Raw genomic sequence first — 23,237 nt, 5'->3', positions numbered from 1 at the left:
GGCGGGCGTTCCAGGGGAGTGGCCAGGAACGGCACCTAGAGTCTGGCGTGATGAGCAGCCCCCGCACCGCGACGCGCCCTGCCACAGCCCGGGCGCGCAGCACCACTCGCGCGCGGTCGGCCGCCCGCCGCAACGACACCCGCCGGAGCGGCACCCATGGAGCCGGCCGGCGGCGGCCACCGGCCGGTCGGCCGGCGACCCGCGCTCGCCGGTCGCCCGGAGCCCACGGCGTCGCCCGCTGGTGGCCGGCGCTGCTGGTGGCCGCGGCCGTGTTCGCCGGTGTCGCCCGGGGCGCCGAGGAGAACCCGATCGCCGCGGCGACCGGCACCTGCACGGTTCCTGACGGCTCGGTCGCCGTCACCGCCGAACAGGCGATGAACGCCGCCACGATCGCGCAGGTCGGGCGTGACCGGGGCCTGCCCGACCGCGCGGTCGTGATCGCGCTGGCCACCGCGCAGCAGGAGTCGCGGCTGCGCAACCTCGACTACGGCGATCGCGACTCCCTCGGGCTGTTCCAGCAGCGCCCCTCGCAGGGCTGGGGAACATCGGAGCAGGTACGGGACCCCGTCTACGCCGCCGGTCAGTTCTACGACCGGCTGGTGACAGTCCCGGGCTGGGACGCCGGGCGGCTCACCGAGGTGGCGCAGGCGGTGCAGCGTTCGGCCTACCCGGAGCTGTACCAGCAGTGGGAGGGCATGGCGCAGCAGCTGACGGCGGCCGTGGCGGCCGATACCCTCACCTGCTCCTGATCCGTCTCCGGCCGCTGTTCGCAGGTTGCTGCGGGCTCGTCTGCGCAGCGCGCGACAACCCACGGTTCACGTCCACCTCGTCCGGGTGAGACACGGGGCCGGATTCCGGTGGCCGCGGCCAACCGGACCGAGCAGGCCCCTAACCTTGCTCCTGATGTCCACGACGAGGTTCGAGGAGCGGCCGCCCGCCGTCGCGCTCGTCGCCTGGACCGCCGCGGTGGCCGCAGTCGCGACGGTGGCCGTTGCCGTGCTGCCGTTCGTGCGGTTCGCCTACCCGGCACCGGCTCTCCACGTGGTGCTGGAGACGACGAACGCGCTCATCGCCCTCCTCGTTGCTTATCTTATCTACGGGCGGTACCGGGAGAGCCGGCGCTGGCAGGACCTGCTCCTGCTCCTCGCGCTGTGCACGGTGGCCACGGCGAACCTCGTGCTCACCGCTCTCCCGTCGGCGGTCGCCCTCGCCTCCGGTGACGAGCTCCACCGGTGGCAGGCCCTGCTCATCCGCCTGGTGGGCACCCTCGTGCTCACCCTCGCCGCCCTGGCCCCCGCCGAGCGGCGGGTTCGCCGCTGGCACGCAGTGTCGGCAGCCATGTCGATCGCCGCGCTCGTGGTGGTCGTGTCCGTGGCCGCCACGCTGCTCGCCGACGGCCTGCCGCCCACGGTCGATCCGGCGCTTGCGCTGCCCGACGCCAGCAGGCCCCGTCTGGTGGCCCACCCGGTGGTGCTCGTCGCCCAGGCGGTCGGTGCGGTCCTGTACACGGTGGCCGCCGTGGCCTTCACCTGGCGCGCACTGCGGGGCGGGGATGAGCTCATGCGCTGGGTCGGTGCGGGATGCGTGCTCGCCGCGTTCTCGCGGGTGCACTACCTCCTCTTCCCCTCCCTGTACTCGGATTTCGTCTACACCGGGGACCTCCTGCGGCTGGGCTTCTTCGTCTTCATGCTCATCGGCGCCAGCCGCGAGATCCGTTCGTACTGGGCGGTGCGGGCACGGGCCGCCGTCCTCGAGGACCGGCGCCGCATGGCCCGGGACCTGCACGACGGCCTCGCACAAGAGCTGACCTACATCCGGGCCCAGGCGCAGCGACTGGCGGCCGACCAGGACGTCGACATCGCCCGTCGCATCACCGCCGCGGCCGGGCGGGCTGCCGACGAGGCCCGACGCGCCATCTCCGCCCTGACCCGGCCGGTGGGCGAAGCGTTCCCGGCCGCCCTCGAGCGGGTGGTCGACGAACTCGCGCACCGGCACGACATCAAGATCGTCACCGGTCTGGACCAGACGACGGAGGTCGATCCCGCCGTGGAGGAGGCCCTTCTTCGCATAGTGTCCGAGGCCGTGCACAACGGCGTCCGTCACGGCGGGGCGTCGCGGATCGAGGTCCGGCTCACCGCGCAACCGCTGCAGGTCAGCGTGAGGGACGATGGCCGGGGCTTCGACGCCTCCACCAGGGCCGCCGGGGGGTTCGGGTTGACGAGCATGCGCGAGCGCGCCCAGGGAGTCGGCGCAGCACTCGACATCTCCTCCGTGCCGGGCGAGGGGACGACAGTGACGGTGAGGTGGCCATGAGCGGCGTCCTCCGCGTGGTGATCGCCGACGACCACGTGCCCACGCGGCAGAGCGTCCGGGAAGCCCTCGAACAGCAGGACTGCGAGGTGCTGGCCGACGTGGGCACCGCCGAGGCCGCCGTGGCGGCCGCGACCCGACACCGGCCCGACGTCTGCCTGCTCGACATCCACATGCCGGGAAGCGGTATCGTCGCGGCGGCCGACATCATCCGGGCGCTACCGGACACGACGGTCGTCATGCTCACCGCTTCAGCCGATGACGAGGACCTCTTCGCCGCCCTGCGCGCCGGCGCGTCCGGATATCTGGCCAAGGGGATGGCCCCCTCCCGCCTCGGGCCGGCGCTGCGGTCGGTACTGGCCGGTGAATCCGTGCTGCCCCGCTGGCTGGTGCGCAAGGTCGTCCAGGAGTTCCAGCCGCCGGCGCGCCGCAAGATCTCGCTGCCCAACCGCAGCAGCGCCGTCCGACTCACCGAGCGGGAGGCGGAGATCCTCGACCTGATGGCGGAGGGGCTGTCGACCGAGGAGATCGCCGGCCGGCTGTTCGTCGCGCAGGTGACCGTGCGCACGCACATCTCCGCCGTCCTGCGCAAGCTGCGGGTCCCGGACCGCGAGGCCGCCGTCCGACTCGCCCGCGGTGGGAGCGGCAGCAGCGAACCGCCCCGCTGATCGATCCCCGGTCGGGGGCCCGCGTTGAGACTCCTCAACGTCGAGGCATCTCAACGCGACGGCCATTGTGGCCATGACCTGCGGGTTCGTAGCGTTCCGCCTGTCAGACCGTGACGCACTGATCCGGGGCCTCCATCTGGTCGCTTGGGCCCCGGGGAGCGAGTAGCGAAACCACCGCGGGAACCCGGGCTCCGCAACGAGCCCTACATCTCGGGAGACATCTCATGCGGACGCTCACGCGTTCCAAGGCCGTCGCGGGACTCACCGCAGGCCTCGTCGTGGCCGGCGGCGGGATCGCCTGGGCCGACAACATCCAGGACGACATCGTGAACAGCAGCACAGGCGTGACGCTCGTCGCCGGCTCTGCCACAGGAGGTACGGCCAACATCAAGGTGATCGGCAACAACTCCGACGGCGCCGTGACCGACCCGGGATGCAACTGGGACACCGGCGAGAATCCCCTGGTCCTGGACATCGTCACGCCCAGCGGGGTCACCGCGAACCCGGATCCGCTGAGCATCACGGGATGTGGCGTGGACAAGACCATCACCTTCACCGCGAGCGCCACGGCGCAGAGCGGGACGGCCACCGTCACGATCCAGTCCAGCCCGGCCGGGGGAGGCGGCTACAACAACCAGGTCAGCATCCCCATCACCGTGACCAGGCCCAACACACCCCCGACCGTGTCCGTCACCGGGATCGACAGCACGAGCTACGTCATCGGCTCGGAGCCGACCGCCGGGTGTTCCGTGACCGATGCGCAGGAGCCGGGCCTCACCGCCACCCCGGTGGTGAACCGCGACGCGCTGGTCGACGGCCTCGGTGACGTCACCGTCACCTGCTCGGTCACCGACGCCGGCGGCCTCCGCGGCAGCGCGAGCACGAGCTACACCATCGTTGCTCCGCCCAACACCAAGCCCTCCGTCGCCGTCACCGGCGTTGCCCACGGGGCCTCCTACGAGATCGGCACCGCCCCGACGGCCGGTTGCGAGGTCACCGACGCCGAGGACGGCAACAGCTCCCCGGCGGCGGTGGTCACCGGCACCCTGTCGCACGGCCTGGGCAGCCAGACGGCGACCTGCGACTACACCGACGAGGGTGGCCTCGCCGCCGACACGGCGAGCGCGACCTACACGATCGTGGACACCGGCGACCCGACGATCGAAGGCCGCATCTCCCCGACCGCGCCCGACGGGAGCAACGGCTGGTACCGGACCGCGCCGACCATCAGCTTCGCCTGCGACGACGCCGGCGGGTCCGGCATCCAGTCCTGCACGGCCGGCACGACCCTCGGCGAGGGTGCAGGCCAGTCCGTGACCGGGACTGCTACCGACTGGGCCGGCAACACCGCCACCGACGCCGTCTCCGGGATCGACGTCGACCTGACCGACCCGACGGCGGGGTTCGACGGCAGCATCGGCTCCGTCTACTTCGGCACGGTCCCGCCGGCACCGACCTGCACCGCCGGAGACACGGCCACCGGCTCCGGCGCGGCCGGCTGCGTGGTCACCGGTTACAGCACCGCGGTCGGGACGCACACCCTGACGGCCACCGCCACGGACGTCGCCGGGCGGACCGGCACGGAGAGGCTGACGTACACCGTCTCGGCGTGGACCCTCAACGGCTTGTACTCGCCGGTGGACATGAACGGCGTGTGGAACACCGTCAAGGGCGGCAGCACGGTTCCGCTCAAGTTCGAGGTGTTCGCCGGCTCCACCGAGCTGACCACGACCGCCGGGATCGGCGCGGCTTTCACGGCGAAGGCGATCACCTGCCCGAGCGGTGCGGCCACCACCGACGAGATCGAGATCCTCTCCACCGGGGGCACGAGCCTCCGCTTCGACACCACGGCCGGCCAGTTCATCCAGAACTGGGCGACCCCCAAGAAGCCCGGCAGCTGCTACGCGGTGACGGTCACGACGGCGGACGGCTCGAAGCAGACGGCCAACTTCATCCTGAAGTAGTCCGTGAGCGGTAGACGAGAGGGGCCGGTCCTCCGGGACCGGCCCCTCTTCCGTTGTCCGCGCCGGGGTGAGGGGCCCCTGCTGTCAGGCGGTGAGTCGCTCGACCGCCGCGACGATCCGCTCGTCGGTGGCGGTCAGCGCCAGCCGGACGTGGCGGGCGCCCGCGGGACCGTAGAAGCTGCCGGGGGCGACGACGATCCCCAGGGCGGCCAACCGGTCGATGGTGCCCCAGCAGTCCTCGTCGCGGGTGGCCCACAGGTACAGCCCGGCCTCGGAGTGGTCGATCCGCATCCCGGCGGCCCGCACGGCGGCCGCCAGCCGCTCCCGCCGGCCGCGGTACCGCTCGCGCTGGGCGTCGACGTGCGCGTCGTCGTCGAAGGCGGCAGCCATCGCGGCCTGGACCGGACCCGGCACCAGCAGACCGAGGTGGCGGCGCACCTCCCAGACCCGGCGCACCAGCGCGGGGTCGCCGGAGAGCAGGCCACCGCGGTACCCGGCCGCGGTCGACTGCTTGGACAGCGAGTGCACCGCCAGGAGGCCGGTGTGGTCCTCCCCCGCCACGGCGGGGTGCAGGATCGACCGCGGCGCCACGTCCCAGCCGAGGGTGATGTAGCACTCGTCGGCCACGACCGGGACGTCGTGGGCACGTCCCCACGCCACCCAGGCCCGCAGTTCGTCGTCGGTGAGCACCCGGCCGTGCGGGTTCCCCGGGGAGTTCAGCCAGACCAGGGAGATGCCGGCCGCGTCGGCCGGCAGGGTGTCCGCGCGGCGCACCGCGAGCCCGGCCAGGACCGCACCCACCTCGTAGGTGGGGTAGGCGACCTCGGGGACGACCACGGTGGTCGCGCTGCCCTGCAGACCCAGGAGCGTGGGTAGCAGCGCCACGAGCTCCTTGGAACCGACCGTCGGGATCACCGAGGGATCCGCACCCACCGGGTCGGCGACCTGGACCCCCAGGCGCCGCCGGAGCCAGCCCGCCGCGGCCGTACGGAGCGCGGCGGTGCCCAGGGCCGTCGGGTAGCCGGGCGCGTCAGCGGCCTCGGCGAGGGCCGCGCGGAGCACACCCGGGGTGTCGTCGACCGGCGTGCCGATCGACAGGTCGACCACGCCGCCGGGGTGCTGGGCCGCACGGTTCCGCGCCGCGGTCAGGGAATCCCACGGGAAGTCCGGCAGAGCCCGGGAGGGCCCTGCCGGCACAGCCGTCAGTGCTCTTCGCCCTGCGGCGGCAGGGCGGCCACGAGGGGGTGGTCCTTGCCGATCTTGCCGGTCTTCGCGGCGCCGCCGGGGCTCCCCAGGTCGGAGAAGAACTCCACGTTGGCGTTGTAGAAGTCCTTCCACTTGTCCGGGACGTCGTCCTCGTAGTAGATCGCCTCGACCGGGCACACCGGCTCGCACGCCCCGCAGTCGACGCACTCGTCGGGGTGGATGTACAGCATCCGGTCGCCCTCGTAGATGCAGTCCACCGGACACTCGTCGATGCACGCCTTGTCGAGAACGTCGACACAGGCCTGAGTGATGACGTAGGTCACGAAGTTCCCTCCGGGGGACGTTCGGGCAGCGCAACCGGCCGGGACCGGAGCAGCAGGACGGACACCTAGTATCACCTCTCCCGCCCGCCGCCGTTCGGCGGGCCACCGGGACGTCCCCCGGCCGGGGAGGGCACGGCGGGCTGCGGACGCCGGCCTCCCCCCACGGGGGGAGGCCGCGGAGCCCGGCTCAAGCATCCGGTTCCAGGGCCGATCTTGGTCACGTGTCCCAGACGCCGCATTCCCCGGCTGCGCCGCGACGCCTCTCGACCGCCTCGCCCTACGACGCCCAGGCGGCCCTGGAGCAGCTCCTCGACCGGCTGCGCTCGTCGTCCGGGGCCACGCGGGTGTCCGTGTGGGTGCACGAGTCGACCACCGAGCTGGTGATCCCCTTCCGGCAGGCGTCGTGCCCAGGGGCCCAGGTGCCCATGCACCCGGCGCTGCGCATCCCCGCGTTCGTGTCCGACTCCCCGTTCCTCTCCGCCGTCATCGCCAGCCGCCAGCCCGTCGTCGCCCGGGCCGACGGCCGCCGCGCCGCCGATCGCCAGCTGGCCGAGGTCGGCATCCGGTCGGGCCACGGCGAGCCGCTGATCCTCGACGGCGAGGTCGTCGGCATCCTGACCGTCGAACCCGCGGCCGCTGCCGCGCCGCACCTGCTGCGCCAGGTGGTCCCGAAGCTGGCGGCCGCCCTCGCCGAGGCGTGGACCCGCCGCACGGAGCAGCGCCGGCTGGAGCAGGCAGCCGTGCTGCTCGGGCTGATCGAGTCCGCCGCCCAGGCCCAGTCGATGGACCATCTGCTCGGCTCGGCCTGCCGTCAGCTCGCCGAGCTGGGCGAGGTCGAGCGCGCCTGCATCTTCCTGCTCGAGGACGGCCGGCTCGTCCCCCGGATGGCCGCCTACGCCGACGGCCGCCGGGACCTCGCCACCTGGCAGCAGTTCCGCAACGCACCGGTCGCCCTCGAGCTGGCCGAGACGGTGCTGCGCACCGGCACGCCGATGACCGCCGACCGCTCGTCCGACCTGGTCGCGGGCTGGTGGGTGGACTCCTTCCAGATCGCCTCGGCGCTGGCGGTGCCCCTGGGTCGCGGACAGGAGCTGGCCGGCGTGCTGACGCTCGACAGCACCCAGGTGCGCCCGTTCTCCGAAGCCGTACGCCGGCTGGCCGCCGCGGCGGGAGCGCACCTGGGCGGCGTCATCGAGCAGGCCCGCACCAGCCAGGCCCGGGCGGCGTCCCTGGCCACGGCCCAGATCGTCCGGCAGCTGCTGGTGGACGGATCGGCGGTCACCGGGGCGGCGGAGGCGGCCGAGGTGCTCGCCCGCGCCGTCCAGCGTCTGGCCGGCACCGACCGCAGCGCCGCCTACCTGGTCGACGCCGACGGCCGCATCGCCGAGGTCCGCCACGTCGACTGGCCGCAGTCGCACCAGGAGGTCGTCGCCACCCGGCTGGTCGGCAGCCCCGCCGCCGCCGTACCGCTGTGGCGGCTCACCTCCGAGCAGCGCAGCCCGGTCTTCGTCGAGGATGCCGCCGCCAGCGACCTGCTCGACCCCCAGCTGGTGCAGGCGCTGGACCTGTCCTCCTACGTCAGCGTCCCGCTGCTGTCCGGCGACCGCCTCATGGGTCTGGTCGTCACCGGGTCGGTCGGCTCCACCCGCAGGTGGTCCTCGTCGGTGCGGGCCGCCGTCCGGCAGGTCACCCTGGAGGGCTCGCTGGTGGTGGAGAACGCCGAGCTGCGGGCCGCCGAGCAGCGACGGCTCGCGCAGCTGGCCACCGAGGCGCACCACGACCCCCTCACCGGACTGGCCAACCGGCGTCGGTTCATCGAGCAGGTCGAGTCGGCCGTCTACGCCGACGGGGAGCCCCGGTGCGCCCTGCTGATGATCGACCTGGACCGGTTCAAGGAGATCAACGACAGCTTCGGGCACAGCGTGGGCGACGACCTGCTGTGCCTCGTCGGCCCGCGCCTGCAGGACGTCCTGCACGACGGGGACCTGCTCGCCCGCATGGGTGGGGACGAGTTCGCCGTCCTGCTGCCCGACGCGGACGAGCAGCGCGCACGGGAGGTGGCTGAAGGCCTGGGCGCCGCGCTGCGCGAGGCCTTCGTCCTGGACGGCATGGCGCTGCACGTCGACGCCAGCATCGGCATCGCCCTGTGCCCCGGCCACGGCCGTGACCGTTCCCTCCTGCTCGCCCGCGCCGACACCGCGATGTACGCGGCCAAGCGCGGGAAGCACGGCTACGAGGTGTGGGCGCCCGACGGCACCCCCGCCTCGCGGGACCGGCTGGAGACCCTGGAGCAGCTGCGGGCGGCCCTCGACAGCGAGCAGCTCGACAACCACTACCAGCCCCAGCTCGACCTGCGCACCGGTGCGGTGGTCGGGGTCGAGGCGCTGGTCCGCTGGAACCACCCGGACCGCGGCCTGCTGTACCCCGGCGTCTTCCTGCCCCTGGCCGAGCAGGCCGGGCTCATGCGCCGGCTGGCCCTGCGCGTGCTGGAGCGCGCCCTGCGCGACCTGCAGATCTGGCGGAGCGCGGGGCACGACCTCTCCGTCGCGGTGAACCTGTCGGTCTCCAACCTCCAGGACGTCGCCCTCCCGGGGCAGGTGGAGATGCTGCTCGACGCCTGCAAGGTGCCGGCCGGGGCGCTGGTGCTGGAGATCACCGAGGACGTCCTCATGGCCGACGCCGCGCGCAGCCAGCAGGTCATGGCCGGCCTGCGCCGGCTGGGCGTCCGGCTGTCGGTCGACGACTACGGGACCGGCTACTCCTCGCTGTCCTACCTGCGCGCGCTCCCGGTGGACGAGCTCAAGCTCGACCGCAGCTTCGTCACCCACCTGACCACCGACGCGCGCGCCGCCGCGATCGTGCGCAGCACCCTGCAGCTCAGCCGCGACCTGGGCATGAGCATGGTGGTGGAGGGCGTGGAGGACGCCGACTCCCTCGCCGCGCTGCGCGAGTGGGGCTGCGACGTCGCACAGGGCTACCACATCTCCCGGCCCATGCCGGCCGAGCGGGTGCTGTCCTGGCTGACCAGCCGTCCCGTCCCGGCCGCCCTCAAGCCGGGTGTGCGCACCGGCGACTGACGCGGAGCGGCGGCCGGCTCCGCCGCGCCGGCGCTACGCCCGGCACGGCTTCACCGAGCACCACCGCTACCGCTACCGGACGGCGCCGCCACCGGAGCCGGCCGCGGCGGGGCGCCCAGGGCCAGACCCGCGCCGAAGGCGGCGGCCAGCACCCCCAGCAGCAGAAACGCCGTGTTGACGATGCCGGTGGCGCCCCCGCCGACGAGGAGCAGGTCCCCCTCGGGCCGGCGCACCATCGCCGCCACAACCACGACCAGCCAGCTCGCGGCGGGGAGGACGGCGACCACCTTCGATCCCGACAGCCGCAGGGCTGCGCCGACCAGCAGCAGGTTCCCCACCACGGCGGCGGCCACCGACACCGGCACCAGCACGCCGCCCACCCGCAACGGGAGCCAGAAGACCTCCACCAGCGCCAGCCAAGAGGAGGCGGCCACGGCGCAGAGTCCCCAGCCGGCCACCGCCCACCGCGCTCCGCTCACCCGCGGAGCCCGGCGAACAGGTCGTCCTCCCAGCCGTGCCCGTGCCCGTTCCCGGCCGGCCCGGGCTCCCCGCGGACCAGCCGGTAGTACTCGGTGCCGAGGATCTGCTGCCCGAGGTCGTTCGACAGGGCGAAGAACTCCCCGTCGACGGTGATCTGCGTGGCGTGCGCCCGCATGGCCGCCGCCTTCCGCCCGACGTGCCCACCCGCGTCGATCGCCGTCGTCACCTGCTCGTCGGGCACCGCGAACGGCGCGTCCTCCACGGCGCCGGGGCGCTGGAACGGCACCCGCTCCCCCGCGGCGGCCAGCGCCCGGGCCCCCTCCTGGACGACCGACCGCGGCACGCAGGACCAGTACACCTTGGCGACCTCCCAGGGCGCGCCGAGGTCCGGCCGGAACGCCGGGTCGGCGGCGGCCTGCACCGCCCGCATGGCGACGCGGTGCGCCTGGACGTGGTCGGGGTGCCCGTAGCCGCCGTCGGGGTCGTAGGTGACCACCACCTGGGGCCGGACCTCGCGCACGACCGCGACCGCGTGCCCGACCGCCTCGGTCAGGTCGGCGTTCCAGAAGGCGCGCGGGTGGTCGTTGGCCGGCGTCCCGACCATCCCGGAGTCCCGGTGCCGGCCGGCACCGCCCAGGAACCGGACGTCCTCGACCCCGAGCGCCGCCATCGCGGCGCGCAGCTCGCCGATCCGGTAGCCGCCCAGCTGGTCGGCCTGGTCGGCCGCCAGCCGGCCCAGCTCCGGGACGATGATCTCGCCCTCCTCGCCCAGCGTGCAGGTGAGCAGGGTGACGGCGGCGCCCTCGGCGACGTAGCGCGCCATCGTGGCCCCGGTTGTGATCGTCTCGTCGTCGGGATGGGCGTGCACGAACAGCACGCGCCTGTCAGCGGTCACCGCTGCATCATCCCAGGTGACGCTCCCGCCCCGATGCGGACGGCAAGCAGCTGGAGTGGATCGGTCGCGGGGCCCCGGAGGGCCTCCCGACCGGGACATGGGCAACGGCTCAGCGCCGGTCGGGACGGCACCTGGCCGCGGTGTCGTCCGAAGGACGACAGATCATTCCGTAGGGACGACCGTGCGGGCCTCGGCGAAGTGGCAGGCGGACGGGTGTCCCTGGCCGCGGTCGATCAACGCCGGCGGCTCGGTGGCGCAGATGTCCTGCGCCTTCCAGCAGCGGGTGCGGAAGCGGCATCCCGACGGCGGATCGGCCGGGCTCGGGACGTCACCCTGCAGCAGGATCCGGTCCTTCTGCCCGCGCAGACGGGGCTCGTGCAGCGGGACCGAGGAGAGGAGTGCCTGCGTGTAGGGATGCGACGGCCGCCCGTAGACGTCAGCGTCCGTGCCCTCCTCGACGATGCTTCCCAGGTACATGACGGCGACCCGGTCGGAGATGTGCCGGACGACCGACAGGTCGTGGGCGATGAACAGGTAGGAGAGCCCGAAGTCGTTCTGCAGGTCCTCGAGCAGGTTGACCACCTGCGCCTGGACCGAGACGTCGAGCGCGGACACCGGCTCGTCGCAGACGATGACCTCCGGCTGCAGGGCCAGCGCACGGGCGATGCCGATGCGCTGCCGCTGACCGCCGGAGAACTGGTGCGGGTAGCGGTTGACGTAGTCGGGGTTGAGCCCGACCCGCTCCATGAGCTCCTGCGTGCGCTGCAGGCGCCCCTTCCTCGGCGCGATGTCGGGATGGACCGACCAACCCTCGGCGACGATGTCGCCGACCGTCATCCGCGGATTCAGCGAGGCATAGGGATCCTGGAAGATGATCTGCACCTCGCGGCGGTATGCCTTGAGCTCCCGGCGGTTCATCGTGGTGACGTCGCGCCCCTTGTAGAGCAGCTCGCCACTGGTGGGCCGCTCGAGCGCCACGAGCAGCTTCGACACCGTCGACTTGCCGCAGCCGGACTCGCCCACCAGGCCGAGGGTCTCGCCGCGGCCGAGGGTGAGCGTCACGCCGTCCACCGCGCGGACATGCCCGACGGTCTTCTTGAAGAGGACGCCCTGAGTGAGCGGGAAGTGCTTCTTCAGGTCCCGCAGCTCGAGCAACGGCTCGCCGGTCGACCCGCCCCGCTCCGAGGCATTCCGACCGGTCGGCGCCTGCTCGGCGCGATGGACCTCAGCGTCCCTGTTCGCCACGGAGCACCTCCTCGCTGTAGTGGCAGGCCGCCTCACGGCCGGGGCGCACCAGGCGCAGCGGCGGCACGTCGACGGCGCAGTCGGCGCCCGCCCGCGCGGTTGCCCCGATGCGGCGGTGCGAGCAGCGCGGATGGAAGGAGCAGCCGCTGGGGATCGCGGCCAGGTTCGGTGGTTGCCCGGCGATCGGGCGCAGCCGGCCACCCTTGGCCTCGACCTGGGGCACCGAAGCCATCAGGCCCTCGGTGTAGGGGTGGGCGGGACCCTCGAAGACGTCGTCGACCGTTCCGGTCTCGACCGAGGTGCCCGCGTACATGACGGCCACCTTGTCGGCGACCTCATTGACCACGCCGAGGTCGTGGGTGATCAGGACCAGCCCCATCCCGGTCTCCCGCTGGAGGTCCTTGAGCAGGTCCATGACCTGGGCCTGCACGGTGACGTCCAGCGCCGTCGTGGGCTCGTCCGCGATCAGGATCTTGGGGTCCAGCGCGATCGCCATGGCGATCATGACGCGCTGGCGCATGCCACCCGAGAACTGGTGCGGGTAGTCGTCGACGCGCTGCGCCGCCGCCGGGATGCGGACCCGTTCCATCAGCTCGACAGCCATCTTCTTGGCCTCCTTGCGGGAGGTGCCCCGGTGCGCCCGGAACATCTCCCCGATCTGGAAGCCCACGCTGTAGACGGGGTTCAGGGACGACAGGGCATCCTGGAAGATCATCGAGATCCCGGGGCCGCGGACCTGCCGCTGCTCCTCGGCGGGCAGGTCGAGCAGGTTGCGCCCCTCGAACCAGATGCGCCCCTCGGGGATCTCGGCCGGCGGCATGTCGAGGATGCCCATGATCGCCTGTGCCGATACCGACTTGCCCGACCCCGACTCCCCGAGGATCGCCAGGGTCTCCCCCGCACGGACGGTGTAGCTCAGCCCGTTGACGGCGCGGACCAGACCGGAGCCGGTCCGGAACTGGACGTAGAGATCGTCGACCTCGAGGACGGCACCGGGGTCGGTCGGCGCGGACACCGCGGCGGCCGTGGGATCGGAGAGGGTCATGAACGCTGCCTCGGGTCCAGGGCGTCGCGGAGCGCGTCACCCATCATGACGAACGCCATGACCGTGAGGGTCAGCACGGCGCTGGGGAACAGGACGAGGTGGGGTGCGGACTGCAGCAGGTTCTGCCCGGTGTTGATCTGCAGCCCCCACGAGATCGCCGGCCGCTGCAGGCCGACCCCGAGGAACGTCAGGGTCGCCTCCGCGGCGATCAGGACACCGATCGTGATCGTCGTGTAGACGAGCACGGGCGCGACCGCGTTGGGCAGGATGTGCCGCACCATGATCCGGCGGCCGGAGGCGCCCATGGCGCGGGCCGCAGCCACGTAGTCGCTGCTCTTGACCGCGATCACCTGTGACCGGACCAGGCGCATCGCCGTCATCCAGCCGAACGCCGCGAGCGCGACCGCGACCGCGATCGGCCCAGGCCGGTCGAAGGCCGACCTCAGCAGGACGAGGGCGCCGAGGATGAGCGGCAGCGCGTAGAAGATGTCCGCGATCCGGGCCAGGATGCTGTCGGTGATCCCGCCGTAGTAGCCGGCGAGTGCCCCGACCACGACGCCCAGGACCAGGATGACCACGACGGCGACCACACCGATGGCCAGCGAATTGCGCGCCCCGTAGACCACGTTGGCCAGGTAGTCACAGCCCTGCTGGTCGAAGCCGAACCAGTGCTCTGCCGACGGCGGCTCGGCCGAGTTGGTCAGGCTGCAGGCCCGCGGATCGGCGCCCCGCGCGAACAGCTGCGGAACCAGCGCCATGGTCACGAAGAGCACCATGAGGACGGAGCCGATCCAGAACAGCGGGTTGCGCTTGAGCGCCTTCCAGGCGTCGCTCCACAGCGAGTTCTGCCGCTCGTCGGCAGCGGCCGCATGCTCCTCGGTCTGGGTGACGGCGCCGGCGCCCACTTCCTCGTGGCCCAGTTGCGCCTGCTCCGGACGCTGCTCAGTCATAACGGATCCTCGGGTCGAGGACGGCGTACAGGACGTCCACGACCAGGTTGAAGAAGATGAAGAAGAAGACCAGCAGGGTCACGATGCCGACGACGACCGCGCCCTCCTGGGCGAGGATGGCTTCGAAGATCGCCCGCCCCAGCCCGGGGATGTTGAAGATGCCCTCGGTGACGATGGCTCCGCCCATCAGCGTCCCGACGTCGGCGCCGATGAAGGTGATGACCGGGATCAGGCTGTTCCGGAGGGTGTGGCGGACGACGACCGTCCGCGGCGTCAGGCCCTTCGCCTTCGCCGTCCGGACGTAGTCGGCGCGCAGGTTCTCGGACATGCTGGTACGGGTCAGCCGGGCGACGTAGGCGACGGATCCGGCGGCGAGCACCAGGCCGGGCAACAGGTAGCTGTACCAGCCCTCACCGATGCCGGCGATGGGGAACCAGCCCAGCTTCAGGCCGAACACGAACTGGGCGAGGAAGCCGAGCACCAGGATCGGGATGGACACGACGAGCGTCGTCGAGACCAGCACCAGGTTGTCGAAGTAGCCGTTGCGCCGGATGCCGGCCAGCACGCCGGCGACCACGCCGATCAGGATCTCGAAGACCACGGCCACCAGGGTCAGCTTCGCCGTCACCGGCAGCCGCTGCTCGATGGTGTCCAACACCGGCCGGCCCCGGAAATCGGTGCCGAAGTCCAGCTGGAACAGGTCGACCACGTACTTGTAGTACTGGACCAGCAGCGGATCGTTGAGGTTGAAGTCCTCGCGCAACTGCGCGATGACCGCGGGCGCCAGCGGACGGTCGCCGCCCAGGGCGCGGATGGGGTCGCCCGGCAGCGCGTACACCATCGCGAAGATCAAGAACGTCGCCCCGAACATGACGGGGATCGTGAGCAACAGCCGGCGCGCGATGTAGCGGCCCATGGCTCCCCTCGGAAGTTCTGCGCCGACCTCGACGGAGCGGCGTGCGGGTCACTCTGCCAGTCGGTAGCTCGGGGGCATCGACGGGCCGGGACGCCGTGAGGTGACCGCGAACGGCCTCACGGAAGCCGCCGGGGGGCTGCCCTCTCGGGCAGCACCCCCGGCGGCACGGGGCGGTGCTGTTACTCCGTGGGGGTCAGTTGACCTTGACCCGCGCGGTGTCGATCTGCCCGAAGACGTCGATCACCACGTCGGAGACGTCCTCGCTGTGGACGATCTGCTCCACGCCGAAGAACATCGGGATGATCGGCATGTCCTCGAGGATGATGTCATCGGCCTGCTGGTAGAAGTCGATGGCCTCCTCGTTGGTCTCCGCCTGGTTGCCCTGAGCGATCAACTGGTCGAACTCGGGGTTCGAGTAGAAGGTCACGTTCGAGCCGGCCGGGGGAAGCGCAGCGGTGGAGTACAGCGGCTCCAGGTAGTTCTGCGGGCTCGGGTAGTCCATGGCCCAGCCGAGCCGGAACGGGCCGGTGATGCCCTTCGAGTCCAGCAGCGGCAGGTACTCGGCGAACTCGAGGTTCCCCTGCAGCGTGTACTCGATGCCCAGGTTCTCCCGCAGCTGGTTGCCGACGGCCTCCACCCAGGCGTCGTGGCTGGCGCCGGCGTTGAACCACAGGTCGACCGGCATGCTCCGGTCGAAGCCGGCCTCGTCGAGGAGCTGGTTGGCCCGCTCGACGTCGAGCTCGCAGTACTCGCAGGCACCCTCGCGGTAACCGTCGACGACCGGGGCGATCGCGTCGGTGGCCGGGGTGAAGGTGCCGTTGAAGATCGCGTCGGTGATGGCCCCGCGATCGATCGCCATGGAGAACGCCTGGCGCACCCGCTTGTCGGCGAAGCGCGGGTCGTAGGTGGGCACGCCGAGGTACGTGAACGACGACGACGGGCGCTCGATGAACCGGTCACCGAACTCCGCCGGCGCGGTGGCGATGACGTCGGCCGGGATGTCCTTCACCACGTCCAGGTTGCCACCCTGGACGTCCCGGTAGGAGGTGGTGATCTCCGAGTAGACGTCGATCTCCAGGGTCTCGGCGTTGGCCTCGTTCTCTCCCGCGTAGTCGTCGTACTTCGACAGGGTGATGCCCACGCCCTCCTCGAACGGGCCCTCGGCCTGGAAGGGACCGGTGCCGATCGGGGTGTCGAGCGCGGCCGCTTCCGGGTCCTCGAAGAAGGCCTCGGCCATCGGGAAGAAGGCGTTGTAGCCCACCGTCACGGGGAACTGGGCGAACGGGTCGTTGAGGGTGACCGTGAAGGTCTGGTCGTCGACGACCTCGAGACCGGTCATCTCGGTGGCGACCGGGTCCCCGGTGATCTCACCGGCGTCGTCGGTCGGGGCCTGCAGATCCTTGTAGCCCACGATGTTGGAGAGGAAGTACGACCCACCCTGGGCGTTCGGGCTGTAGGCCGTGTAGTTCCACGCGTCGACGAACGACGACGCGGTCACCGGGGTGCCGTCGTGGAACGTCCAGCCGTCCTTGAGGGTGATGGTCCACGTGGTGTTGTCGTCGGACTCGATGGACTCCGCGATGCCCGTGTACTGGACCTCGCCGTCCTCGGCGTACTCGATCAGACCGGTCCAGAGCGCCTTGATGACCTGCGCGCCCTCGCTCTCGGTCGTGTTACCGGGGACGAGCGGGTTCTCCGGGTTGTTGATGGCCAGGCTGTACGAGCCGCCGCCGTCGGCGGAGCCGCCGCCCTCGCCGCCCTCGTCATCGCCACCGCCACAGGCCGTCATCAGCAGCGCGGCGGCGATGGCCGTCGCGACGAGCCCACTGTTGCGCTTGCTCAACTTCACGTGCAATGCCTCCCTCAGCCCGCATTCCGCGGGGGGACCGGACATGTCGAGCGCCGCCTCTCGCGAGGACGACCGGACGACGGGGTTGGTCTCGAGCAGATACGCACCCGGAGACGGGAGTCTCCCGAGTACGACGGGAGGACCCTAGGCACGCCGCGCGAAGGGTGTCCACGTACGTCATCGAGTTGTGACCTCGGGTCACGTTCCGCGGAACAACCGCAACTTCCGTAGCGGGCGGGCCGACAACCGGGCAGCCGTCCTGTGACAGCGGGCACGCACCGAAGACCTTCCGCACCGCCGCGCCCGGCGTGTCGGCGTGCCTACCGGCTGGTACGGCCCCTGCGAGGCGCCCCGCCGAGGCCGAGGAGGGCACGGACGGCGGGGAGGAGCGGGCGGTCGGCGGGGATCCAGTCCAGCGCGTCGAGGTCCGCAGCACCCACCCACCGCAGCTGAGCGTGTTCGTGCGCAACCGGCCGGCCGTGCGCGATCCGGCCCCACCACACGCGCATGGTGGACGCGCCGGGCGCACCACCGGCGACGACGCCGTCCAGCAGCACCTCGCCCAGGAACGCCTGCGGGACGACGTCGACCCGCAGCTCCTCCGCGCACTCGCGGACGAGGGCGGCCAGGTCCGACTCCCCCGGCTCCACCTTGCCGCCGGGGAACTCCCAGCAGCCGTCGTAGCGGCCCCCGGATCGCTGCGCGACGAGCACCCGGTCGCCGTCGACCAGCGCGGCGCCGACCACCCGGACGACGTCCAGCGCCCGGTGGGCGGCCGCCGCGGCGTAGCCGTCCAGGTGCGCCTGCATCGCCCGGACGACCCGGCCGCGCAGCACCAGCCGGTCGACGACGCCGCTGACGATGCCGGGCAGCCCGGTGTCCCAGTCGACCTGCTCGTCGACGAGCGTCCCGGCGCCGGTGGCCGTGAACCGCCGTGAGTGGGTGATCCAGCCGCGGCCGCGGGCGACGGCGTACACGTCCCGCTCGGGCCGTACGGAGACGACCTCCTCCAGCGGCACCGGCCACGGCCGGCCCAGCGCACGGGCGACGTCGAACGCCACGGTCAGCGGCGCCTCCACCAACGTGGTGAAACGCAGCCGGAACACCGGGGCACTGTCGCAGATGGCGGCACTATGTCCTGCGTGCGCATCAACGCCCGCGTCGACTACGCCGTCCGAGCGGTGGTCGAGCTCGCCGCTGCGGCGCCGGGTTCGCTCACCGCCGAACGCATCGCCACCGCCCAGGACATCCCGAGCCGGTTCCTCCAGGCCATCCTCGCCGATCTGCAGCACGCCCGGCTGGTCACCAGCCAGCGTGGCCGGGACGGCGGGTACCGCCTGGCGCTCCCCGCCTCGGAGATCTCCATCGCGCGCGTCATGCGGGTGGAGCAGGGATTCCTCGCCGAGGTGCACGGCCAGCGCCCCGAGGACGTCGTGTACCCGGGTGCGGCTGCCGGGCTGGCGGGCGTGTGGGTCGCCGCACGGGAGGCCTACCGCCGCGTCCTGGAAGGGGTCACGGTCGCCGACGTCGTGGCCGGCCAGCTGCCGCCGCACGCCGCCGAGCTGGTGGCCATCGACGACGCCTGGCGGTCCTTCAGCGCCCCGCCGGAGGAGTGATCCGGAGCCCGTGAGCATCCGGCCCGGGCGGTGCCCGTCACCGACACCTCGGGAACGCTCCCGGCAGGGTCGGGATCCCTCGTCCGGGCGGGGATCGACCGCCACCGGACCGGGCGTGATCCGCTGCACCCGCCGGGTTCCCCGGCACTGTGGCACCATCGACGCATGACCGATGGCAGCGCGTTCCTCGTCGCGCGCCTGCACATCGATCTCGCGCTGGTCTCCAGCGCCGCCTGTCGCGCCGCGCGCTGACCCAGGTTCTCCCGCGCAGCTCCTCCGCTGCGCTCCGATCCAGCAGCGCCCCGTCTCCCCCGGCCCGCAGCTGGGCGGACGGCGAGCGCAGGAAGAAGTACGCCACGTGAGCACCCCCACCCGCACCAGCAACCGGCCGCAGCGCGGTCAGGGCCAGTGGGCGCTGGGCTACCGCGAGCCGCTCAATCCCAACGAACGGATGAAGAAGGACTCCGACGGGCTCGAGGTCCGGCAGCGGATCCTCGACATCTACTCGAAGACCGGCTTCGACGGCATCGACCCGGGTGACCTCCGGGGCCGCATGCGCTGGATGGGCCTCTACACCCAGCGGGCGCAGGGCATCCCCGGCGGCAAGACCGCCGTGCTGGAGCCCGAGGAGCTCGAGGACGAGTACTTCATGATGCGCGCCCGCATCGACGGCGGGCAGCTGACCAGCGACGGGCTGCGGGTGCTCGGCGGCATCAGCACCGAGTTCGGCCGGGACGTCGCCGACGTGACCGACCGGCAGAACGTGCAGTACCACTGGATCCGCATCGAGGACGTCCCCGAGATCTGGCGGCGGCTGGAGTCGGTCGGCCTGTCGACCATGGAGGCCTGCGGTGACACCCCGCGCGTGATGCTCGGCTGCCCGCTGGCGGGGATCCTCGAGGACGAGGTGCTCGACGCCACCGACGTCATCTCCGAGACCGTCGCCACGTACGTGGGCAGCCCCGAGTTCAGCAACCTGCCGCGCAAGTGGAAGACGTCGATGTCCGGCTGCGTCGACCACTGCACCGAGCCCGAGATCGACGACGTCTCCTTCGTCGGCGTCGTGAACTCCGACGGCGAGGCCGGCTACGACCTGTGGGTCGGCGGTGGGCTGTCCACCAACCCGATGTTCGCCCAGCGGATCGGCGTCTTCGTCCGGCCCGATCAGGTGACCGACGTCTGGGCGGCCTGCACCGCCGTCTTCCGCGACTACGGCTACCGCCGGCAGCGCAACCGCGCCCGCATCAAGTTCCTCATGGCCGACTGGGGCCCGGAGAAGTTCCGCCAGGTGCTGCAGGACGAGTACCTGCACGCGCAGCTGCCCGACGGTCCCGCCCCGGCGCCGGCCAAGCACGACCAGCGCGACCACGTCGGCGTCGCCAAGCAGAAGGACGGGCGCAACGCCGTCGGCTTCGCGCTGCGCACCGGCCGGATCACCGGCTCGCTGCTCACCACGATCGCGAACCTCGCCGACGAGTACGGACAGGGACGCATCCGGACGACGACGCAGCAGAAGCTGGTGATCCTCGACGTGCCCGACGCGCGCGTGGAGGCGCTGGTCGACGCACTGGCCGAGCACGACCTGCAGGTCCGGCCGAGCGCGTTCCGCCGCGGCACCATGGCCTGCACCGGCCTGGAGTTCTGCAAGCTGGCGATCGTCGAGACCAAGCAGCACGCGCAGGACCTCTACGCGGAACTCGAGAAGCGGCTGCCCGACTTCGACGTGCCGATCGGCATCAACGTCAATGGCTGCCCGAACAGCTGCGCCCGGTTCCAGACCGCCGACATCGGCTTCAAGGGCTCGATGGTCCGCGACGAGAGCGGCGAGATGGTGGAGGGCTTCCAGGTCCACCTGGGCGGTCACCTCGGCGTGGAGGCCACCTTCGGCCGCAAGTTCCGCGGCCACAAGGTGACCAAGGCGGAGACCGCCGACTACTGCGAGCGCGTGCTGCGCGGCTTCCTCGAGCGCCGGACGCCGGGCGAGTCGTTCGCGCACTACGTCTCCCGGGCGGACGAGGACTGGCTCCTGTGACGGAGGAGCCGGTCGCGGGAAGGACCCGGCAGCTGCCGGTGTTCCACTGCCCGTACTGCGGTGAGGAAGAGCTGTCTCCCCACGGGGAGTCGGCCGACGGCTGGCGTTGCGGCGCCTGCCTGCGCGCCTTCACCGTCCGACTGCTCGCCACGGGGGTTCAGGGATGACGACTGCGATCTCGCCGACGCCGGAGGTCGCCGCCGACGCCGACGCGCGCTTCGCCGGTATCGCCGACCCGGTCGAGCAGGCGCTGGCCGTCCTCGCGTGGGCCGGGGACAACTTCGGCGACCGGTTCGCGATCACCTCGTCCATGGCCGACGGCCTGCTCGCGCACCTGGCGAGCCGCGCGATCCCCGGCGTGCACGTGATCTTCCTGGACACCGGCTACCACTTCGCCGAGACGATCGGCACCCGGGACTGGATCACCGGTGTGCTGCCGGTGACGCTGGTCAACGTGACACCGCCGCAGACCGTCGCCGAGCAGGACCTCTCCCACGGCCCGGGGCTGTACGAGCGCGACCCCGATCTCTGCTGCTCGCTGCGCAAGGTGCAGCCGCTGGCCCAGACGCTGTCCGGGTACGCGGCGTGGGGTTCGGGCGTCCGCCGGGACGAGTCGCCGACGCGCGCCGGGACCCGGCTGGTCGACTGGGACGCCAAGCGCGGCATGGTGAAGGTCAACCCGATCGCCGCCTGGAGCCAGGACGACGTCGACGGCTACATCGCCGAGCACCGGATCCCGGTCAACCCGCTGTTCGAGCTCGGGTACGGCTCCATCGGGTGCGCCCCGTGCACCCGGCCGGTGGCCCCGGGCGAGGACGCGCGCGCCGGCCGATGGGCGGGGTCGACCAAGACGGAGTGCGGCCTGCACACCTGAACACAGCTCCGCTGGGGAACCGGAAGGCTTCACCGTTTCGGCCATCCGGCGGCAGGATGGGCGGATGCCTCGCCCACCGCGCCTCTCCCCCGACGAGCTCACCGCCGCGCTGCACGGCCTACCGCTGTGGTCTGGAGACGGTGCGGGGATCCGCCGGACCGTGGAGCAGCCGAGCTTCCGGGACGCGGTCGCCGCGATCGTGGCGATCGCCGACGTCGCCGAGGAGATGGACCACCACCCCGACGTCGACCTGCGGTACCGGACGCTGCACCTGACGCTGGTCAGCCACTCCGCCGGCGGCGTCAGCGAGCTGGACCTCGAACTGGCCCGGCGCATCGACGCCCTGCTCCCCGCCTGAGCAGCAGGGCATAGGAGGCTATGCCTACGTCTGCGGCCCGCGAAACGCATGCATAGCCTCCTATGCCTGGGGTCAGCCCTCGATGGGCAGGACCAGCAGCCGCAGCAGCCGGTCGGCCTCGGCGTCGGGGGCGGCGGTCAGTCCGGTGTGCACCGGACCGGGCTGGATGACGGTGCTGCGCGGGGCGGTGAGCCAGCGGAAGCGCGACCCCAGGGCCTCCCGGCCGGCGGCGCCGGCCACCGGATCGGCGGCGCAGACGTCGGCGGCCGCCTGCAGCGCCTGCTCGATGGCCGCGGCGTCCGCGGTCGGGTCCAGCGCCCGCAGCCGGGCGGCGTCCAGGTGCAGTCGCGAGCCGAGGTAGTCGCGCTGGCGGCAGTAGACGAGGACGCCCGCGTTGAGCGACTCCCCCCGCTCGATGCGCGGAACGACGCGCAGCACCGCGTACTCGAACACGTCCCTCGATGTCATGGCCCTCGATGTCATGGCGCTCATCGCTGGGTGATCCCCTCGGGCGGCGGCGGGCCCAGCCAGCCGGGACGGTTCTGCCCGACCGGCGCCCGGCGACGGCCTGACCCACCGGCGGCCGCGGCGGCCACCAGCCCCGGCAGCCAGGCGTCGCGGGCCGCGAGCCGGGCCAGCAGCTGGCCCACGTACCGGTTGCGGACGGCGTGCGGCGGGTCCTCCGGGGTCTCCCCCTCCAGCCAGTCGTCGGGCACCTGGGCGAGCACCCTCTCGAGCAGCGGCCGGGTGATCCGGGACGCCAGCGCAGCATCGGCCGCCGGCACGTCCGGCGCGCACTCGATCAGCGCGTGCGCCGACGCGTCGTAGGGCCGGACGACGGCGGCCTCGGCGCCGGGCCAGTGGTGGTGGAAGGTCAGCGCCGCGCCGTGGTCGATCAGCTGCAGGCGCCCGTGCCAGAACAGCATGTTCGGGTTCCGCCAGGAGCGGTCGACGTTGCCGGTCAGCGCGTCGAACCACAGCACCCGCCCGGCCAGTTCCGGGTCCACGCCGTCGGCGCCGGCCTCGAAGTCCAGCGCCCCGGGCAGGTAGTCCAGGCCGAGGTTGCGCCCGGCGGAACGCTGCAGCAGCTCCTGGACCTCGTGGTCGGGCTCGCCCACCGCCAGTTCGCGGGCGACGTCCACGGTCACCAGCGCCGGCACCGGGAGGCCGAGCGCCCGGGCCAGCTCCCCGCACACCACCTCGGCGACGAGCACCCGCACGCCCTGGCCGGCCGCGCGCCACTTCACCACGTATGTGCCCAGGTCGTCGGCCTCCATCAGGCCAGGCAGCGACCCGCCCTCGCGCAGCGGCGTGACGTAGCGGGTGGCGGTGACGGCGGGCAGCACAGTGCGGGTGAACCTACCGCCGTCCGCAGCCGGCCGCCGCGCCGTGTCCCGGTCGCCGTGCCCCGGCGGGGGGACGTCGGCGG

23 protein-coding genes and 1 riboswitch are annotated in these 23,237 nt (G+C 72.4%); of the genes, 11 read left to right on the top strand and 12 right to left on the bottom strand.

Going from position 1 to position 23,237, the window contains the following annotated elements:
- Positions 1–50 precede the first annotated feature (50 nt).
- The 4 genes from BLASA_RS04340 to BLASA_RS04325 all read left to right on the top strand — a co-directional run bounded on the left by BLASA_RS04340 (position 51) and on the right by BLASA_RS04325 (position 4,942).
- Positions 51–749 (top strand): hypothetical protein, encoded by a 699-nt coding sequence (locus tag BLASA_RS04340; RefSeq protein ID WP_014374804.1) that lies wholly within the window; start codon positions 51–53, stop codon positions 747–749.
- A 154-nt stretch (positions 750–903) separates the two neighbouring features.
- Entirely contained in the window at positions 904–2,313 is a 1,410-nt protein-coding gene (locus BLASA_RS23295) for a sensor histidine kinase (RefSeq protein ID WP_014374803.1), read from the top strand.
- Positions 2,310–2,978 (top strand): response regulator, encoded by a 669-nt coding sequence (locus BLASA_RS04330; RefSeq protein WP_014374802.1) that lies wholly within the window; start codon positions 2,310–2,312, stop codon positions 2,976–2,978. Before BLASA_RS23295 ends, BLASA_RS04330 begins: the two co-directional genes overlap by 4 nt.
- Positions 2,979–3,080: 102 nt before the next feature.
- Positions 3,081–3,164, top strand: a riboswitch (cyclic di-GMP riboswitch).
- A gap of 38 nt (positions 3,165–3,202) precedes the next feature.
- Entirely contained in the window at positions 3,203–4,942 is a 1,740-nt protein-coding gene (locus BLASA_RS04325) for a PxKF domain-containing protein (protein ID WP_014374800.1), read from the top strand.
- Positions 4,943–5,026: 84 nt separating this feature from the next.
- Here the strand turns inward: BLASA_RS04325 and dapC are convergent, their stop codons facing one another.
- On the bottom strand, positions 5,027–6,139 hold the full coding sequence (gene dapC, locus BLASA_RS04320) for a succinyldiaminopimelate transaminase (protein ID WP_041775601.1): 1,113 nt from the start codon (positions 6,137–6,139) through the stop codon (positions 5,027–5,029).
- Positions 6,140–6,144: 5 nt separating this feature from the next.
- On the bottom strand, positions 6,145–6,471 hold the full coding sequence (gene fdxA / locus BLASA_RS25470; protein ID WP_014374798.1) for a ferredoxin: 327 nt from the start codon (positions 6,469–6,471) through the stop codon (positions 6,145–6,147).
- A gap of 221 nt (positions 6,472–6,692) precedes the next feature.
- Here fdxA and BLASA_RS23290 point away from each other — a divergent pair, with 221 nt between their 5' ends.
- Entirely contained in the window at positions 6,693–9,548 is a 2,856-nt protein-coding gene (locus BLASA_RS23290; protein WP_014374797.1) for an EAL domain-containing protein, read from the top strand.
- A gap of 50 nt (positions 9,549–9,598) precedes the next feature.
- Here the strand turns inward: BLASA_RS23290 and BLASA_RS04305 are convergent, their stop codons facing one another.
- From BLASA_RS04305 to BLASA_RS25465, 8 genes are all read right to left on the bottom strand, one after another.
- Positions 9,599–9,982 (bottom strand): DUF6113 family protein, encoded by a 384-nt coding sequence (locus BLASA_RS04305; protein ID WP_231839549.1) that lies wholly within the window; start codon positions 9,980–9,982, stop codon positions 9,599–9,601.
- A 41-nt stretch (positions 9,983–10,023) separates the two neighbouring features.
- Positions 10,024–10,923 carry an N-acetyl-1-D-myo-inositol-2-amino-2-deoxy-alpha-D-glucopyranoside deacetylase gene (gene mshB, locus BLASA_RS04300; RefSeq protein WP_014374795.1) on the bottom strand — a complete coding sequence of 300 codons (900 nt, stop codon included), beginning with the start codon at positions 10,921–10,923 and terminating at the stop codon, positions 10,024–10,026.
- A 162-nt stretch (positions 10,924–11,085) separates the two neighbouring features.
- On the bottom strand, positions 11,086–12,078 hold the full coding sequence (locus tag BLASA_RS04295; RefSeq protein WP_041776108.1) for a dipeptide ABC transporter ATP-binding protein: 993 nt from the start codon (positions 12,076–12,078) through the stop codon (positions 11,086–11,088).
- Positions 12,079–12,148: 70 nt separating this feature from the next.
- On the bottom strand, positions 12,149–13,213 hold the full coding sequence (locus tag BLASA_RS04290; protein WP_014374793.1) for an ABC transporter ATP-binding protein: 1,065 nt from the start codon (positions 13,211–13,213) through the stop codon (positions 12,149–12,151).
- Positions 13,210–14,163: an ABC transporter permease gene (locus BLASA_RS04285; protein ID WP_014374792.1), complete on the bottom strand. Its 954-nt coding sequence runs from the start codon at positions 14,161–14,163 to the stop codon at positions 13,210–13,212. The genes BLASA_RS04290 and BLASA_RS04285 overlap by 4 nt, the downstream gene beginning before the upstream one ends.
- Complete coding sequence (locus BLASA_RS04280; protein WP_014374791.1) at positions 14,156–15,079, bottom strand: ABC transporter permease; 924 nt, start codon at positions 15,077–15,079, stop codon at positions 14,156–14,158. The genes BLASA_RS04285 and BLASA_RS04280 overlap by 8 nt, the downstream gene beginning before the upstream one ends.
- 193 nt (positions 15,080–15,272) lie before the next feature.
- Complete coding sequence (locus BLASA_RS04275; protein ID WP_014374790.1) at positions 15,273–16,928, bottom strand: peptide ABC transporter substrate-binding protein; 1,656 nt, start codon at positions 16,926–16,928, stop codon at positions 15,273–15,275.
- 320 nt (positions 16,929–17,248) lie between these two features.
- On the bottom strand, positions 17,249–18,034 hold the full coding sequence (locus BLASA_RS25465; RefSeq protein WP_014374789.1) for a (deoxy)nucleoside triphosphate pyrophosphohydrolase: 786 nt from the start codon (positions 18,032–18,034) through the stop codon (positions 17,249–17,251).
- A 27-nt stretch (positions 18,035–18,061) separates the two neighbouring features.
- On the opposite strand from BLASA_RS25465, the gene BLASA_RS04265 reads away from it, so the two are divergent.
- From BLASA_RS04265 to BLASA_RS04245, 6 genes are all read left to right on the top strand, one after another.
- Positions 18,062–18,544, top strand: a complete 483-nt coding sequence (locus BLASA_RS04265; RefSeq protein WP_419761015.1) for an RrF2 family transcriptional regulator — start codon at positions 18,062–18,064, stop codon at positions 18,542–18,544.
- Positions 18,545–18,574: 30 nt separating this feature from the next.
- Entirely contained in the window at positions 18,575–18,796 is a 222-nt protein-coding gene (locus BLASA_RS04260; protein ID WP_041775600.1) for a hypothetical protein, read from the top strand.
- A 106-nt stretch (positions 18,797–18,902) separates the two neighbouring features.
- The gene (locus BLASA_RS04255; RefSeq protein ID WP_014374786.1) at positions 18,903–20,576 is read left to right on the top strand and encodes a nitrite/sulfite reductase; all 1,674 of its coding nucleotides are present in this window, start codon (positions 18,903–18,905) and stop codon (positions 20,574–20,576) included.
- Positions 20,573–20,743, top strand: a complete 171-nt coding sequence (locus tag BLASA_RS24510; RefSeq protein ID WP_197536373.1) for a hypothetical protein — start codon at positions 20,573–20,575, stop codon at positions 20,741–20,743. The genes BLASA_RS04255 and BLASA_RS24510 overlap by 4 nt, the downstream gene beginning before the upstream one ends.
- Positions 20,740–21,450, top strand: coding sequence for a phosphoadenylyl-sulfate reductase (locus BLASA_RS04250; protein WP_014374785.1), 711 nt, complete (start codon positions 20,740–20,742; stop codon positions 21,448–21,450). The genes BLASA_RS24510 and BLASA_RS04250 overlap by 4 nt, the downstream gene beginning before the upstream one ends.
- 64 nt (positions 21,451–21,514) lie before the next feature.
- Positions 21,515–21,808: a 4a-hydroxytetrahydrobiopterin dehydratase gene (locus BLASA_RS04245; protein ID WP_014374784.1), complete on the top strand. Its 294-nt coding sequence runs from the start codon at positions 21,515–21,517 to the stop codon at positions 21,806–21,808.
- Positions 21,809–21,880: 72 nt separating this feature from the next.
- On the opposite strand, the gene BLASA_RS04240 is transcribed toward BLASA_RS04245, so the two are convergent.
- Both BLASA_RS04240 and BLASA_RS04235 read right to left on the bottom strand, forming a co-directional pair.
- The gene (locus tag BLASA_RS04240; RefSeq protein ID WP_085972501.1) at positions 21,881–22,276 is read right to left on the bottom strand and encodes a DUF3037 domain-containing protein; all 396 of its coding nucleotides are present in this window, start codon (positions 22,274–22,276) and stop codon (positions 21,881–21,883) included.
- Positions 22,277–22,296: 20 nt separating this feature from the next.
- The gene (locus tag BLASA_RS04235; RefSeq protein WP_014374782.1) at positions 22,297–23,154 is read right to left on the bottom strand and encodes a HipA family kinase; all 858 of its coding nucleotides are present in this window, start codon (positions 23,152–23,154) and stop codon (positions 22,297–22,299) included.
- Positions 23,155–23,237 lie beyond the last annotated feature (83 nt).

It is taken from the genome of Blastococcus saxobsidens DD2 (assembly GCF_000284015.1).
In the GTDB taxonomy this organism is placed as follows: domain Bacteria; phylum Actinomycetota; class Actinomycetes; order Mycobacteriales; family Geodermatophilaceae; genus Blastococcus; species Blastococcus saxobsidens_A.
The sequence above is the reverse complement of the archived record's forward strand: the minus strand, read 5'-3'. Positions and strand labels throughout refer to the sequence as shown.

Excerpts from the sequence above, each read along its gene's own strand:
- BLASA_RS04340 (WP_014374804.1), top strand. The coding sequence starts at position 51 with ATGAGCAGCCCCCGCACCGCGACGCGCCCTGCCACAGCCCGGGCGCGC.
- BLASA_RS23295 (WP_014374803.1), top strand. The coding sequence starts at position 904 with ATGTCCACGACGAGGTTCGAGGAGCGGCCGCCCGCCGTCGCGCTCGTC.
- BLASA_RS04330 (WP_014374802.1), top strand. The coding sequence starts at position 2,310 with ATGAGCGGCGTCCTCCGCGTGGTGATCGCCGACGACCACGTGCCCACG.
- BLASA_RS04325 (WP_014374800.1), top strand. The coding sequence starts at position 3,203 with ATGCGGACGCTCACGCGTTCCAAGGCCGTCGCGGGACTCACCGCAGGC.
- BLASA_RS04290 (WP_014374793.1), bottom strand. The coding sequence starts at position 13,213 with ATGACCCTCTCCGATCCCACGGCCGCCGCGGTGTCCGCGCCGACCGAC.
- BLASA_RS04285 (WP_014374792.1), bottom strand. The coding sequence starts at position 14,163 with ATGACTGAGCAGCGTCCGGAGCAGGCGCAACTGGGCCACGAGGAAGTG.
- BLASA_RS04280 (WP_014374791.1), bottom strand. The coding sequence starts at position 15,079 with ATGGGCCGCTACATCGCGCGCCGGCTGTTGCTCACGATCCCCGTCATG.
- BLASA_RS04265 (WP_419761015.1), top strand. The coding sequence starts at position 18,062 with ATGTCCTGCGTGCGCATCAACGCCCGCGTCGACTACGCCGTCCGAGCG.
- BLASA_RS04250 (WP_014374785.1), top strand. The coding sequence starts at position 20,740 with ATGACGACTGCGATCTCGCCGACGCCGGAGGTCGCCGCCGACGCCGAC.
- BLASA_RS04245 (WP_014374784.1), top strand. The coding sequence starts at position 21,515 with ATGCCTCGCCCACCGCGCCTCTCCCCCGACGAGCTCACCGCCGCGCTG.
- BLASA_RS04240 (WP_085972501.1), bottom strand. The coding sequence starts at position 22,276 with ATGACATCGAGGGACGTGTTCGAGTACGCGGTGCTGCGCGTCGTTCCG.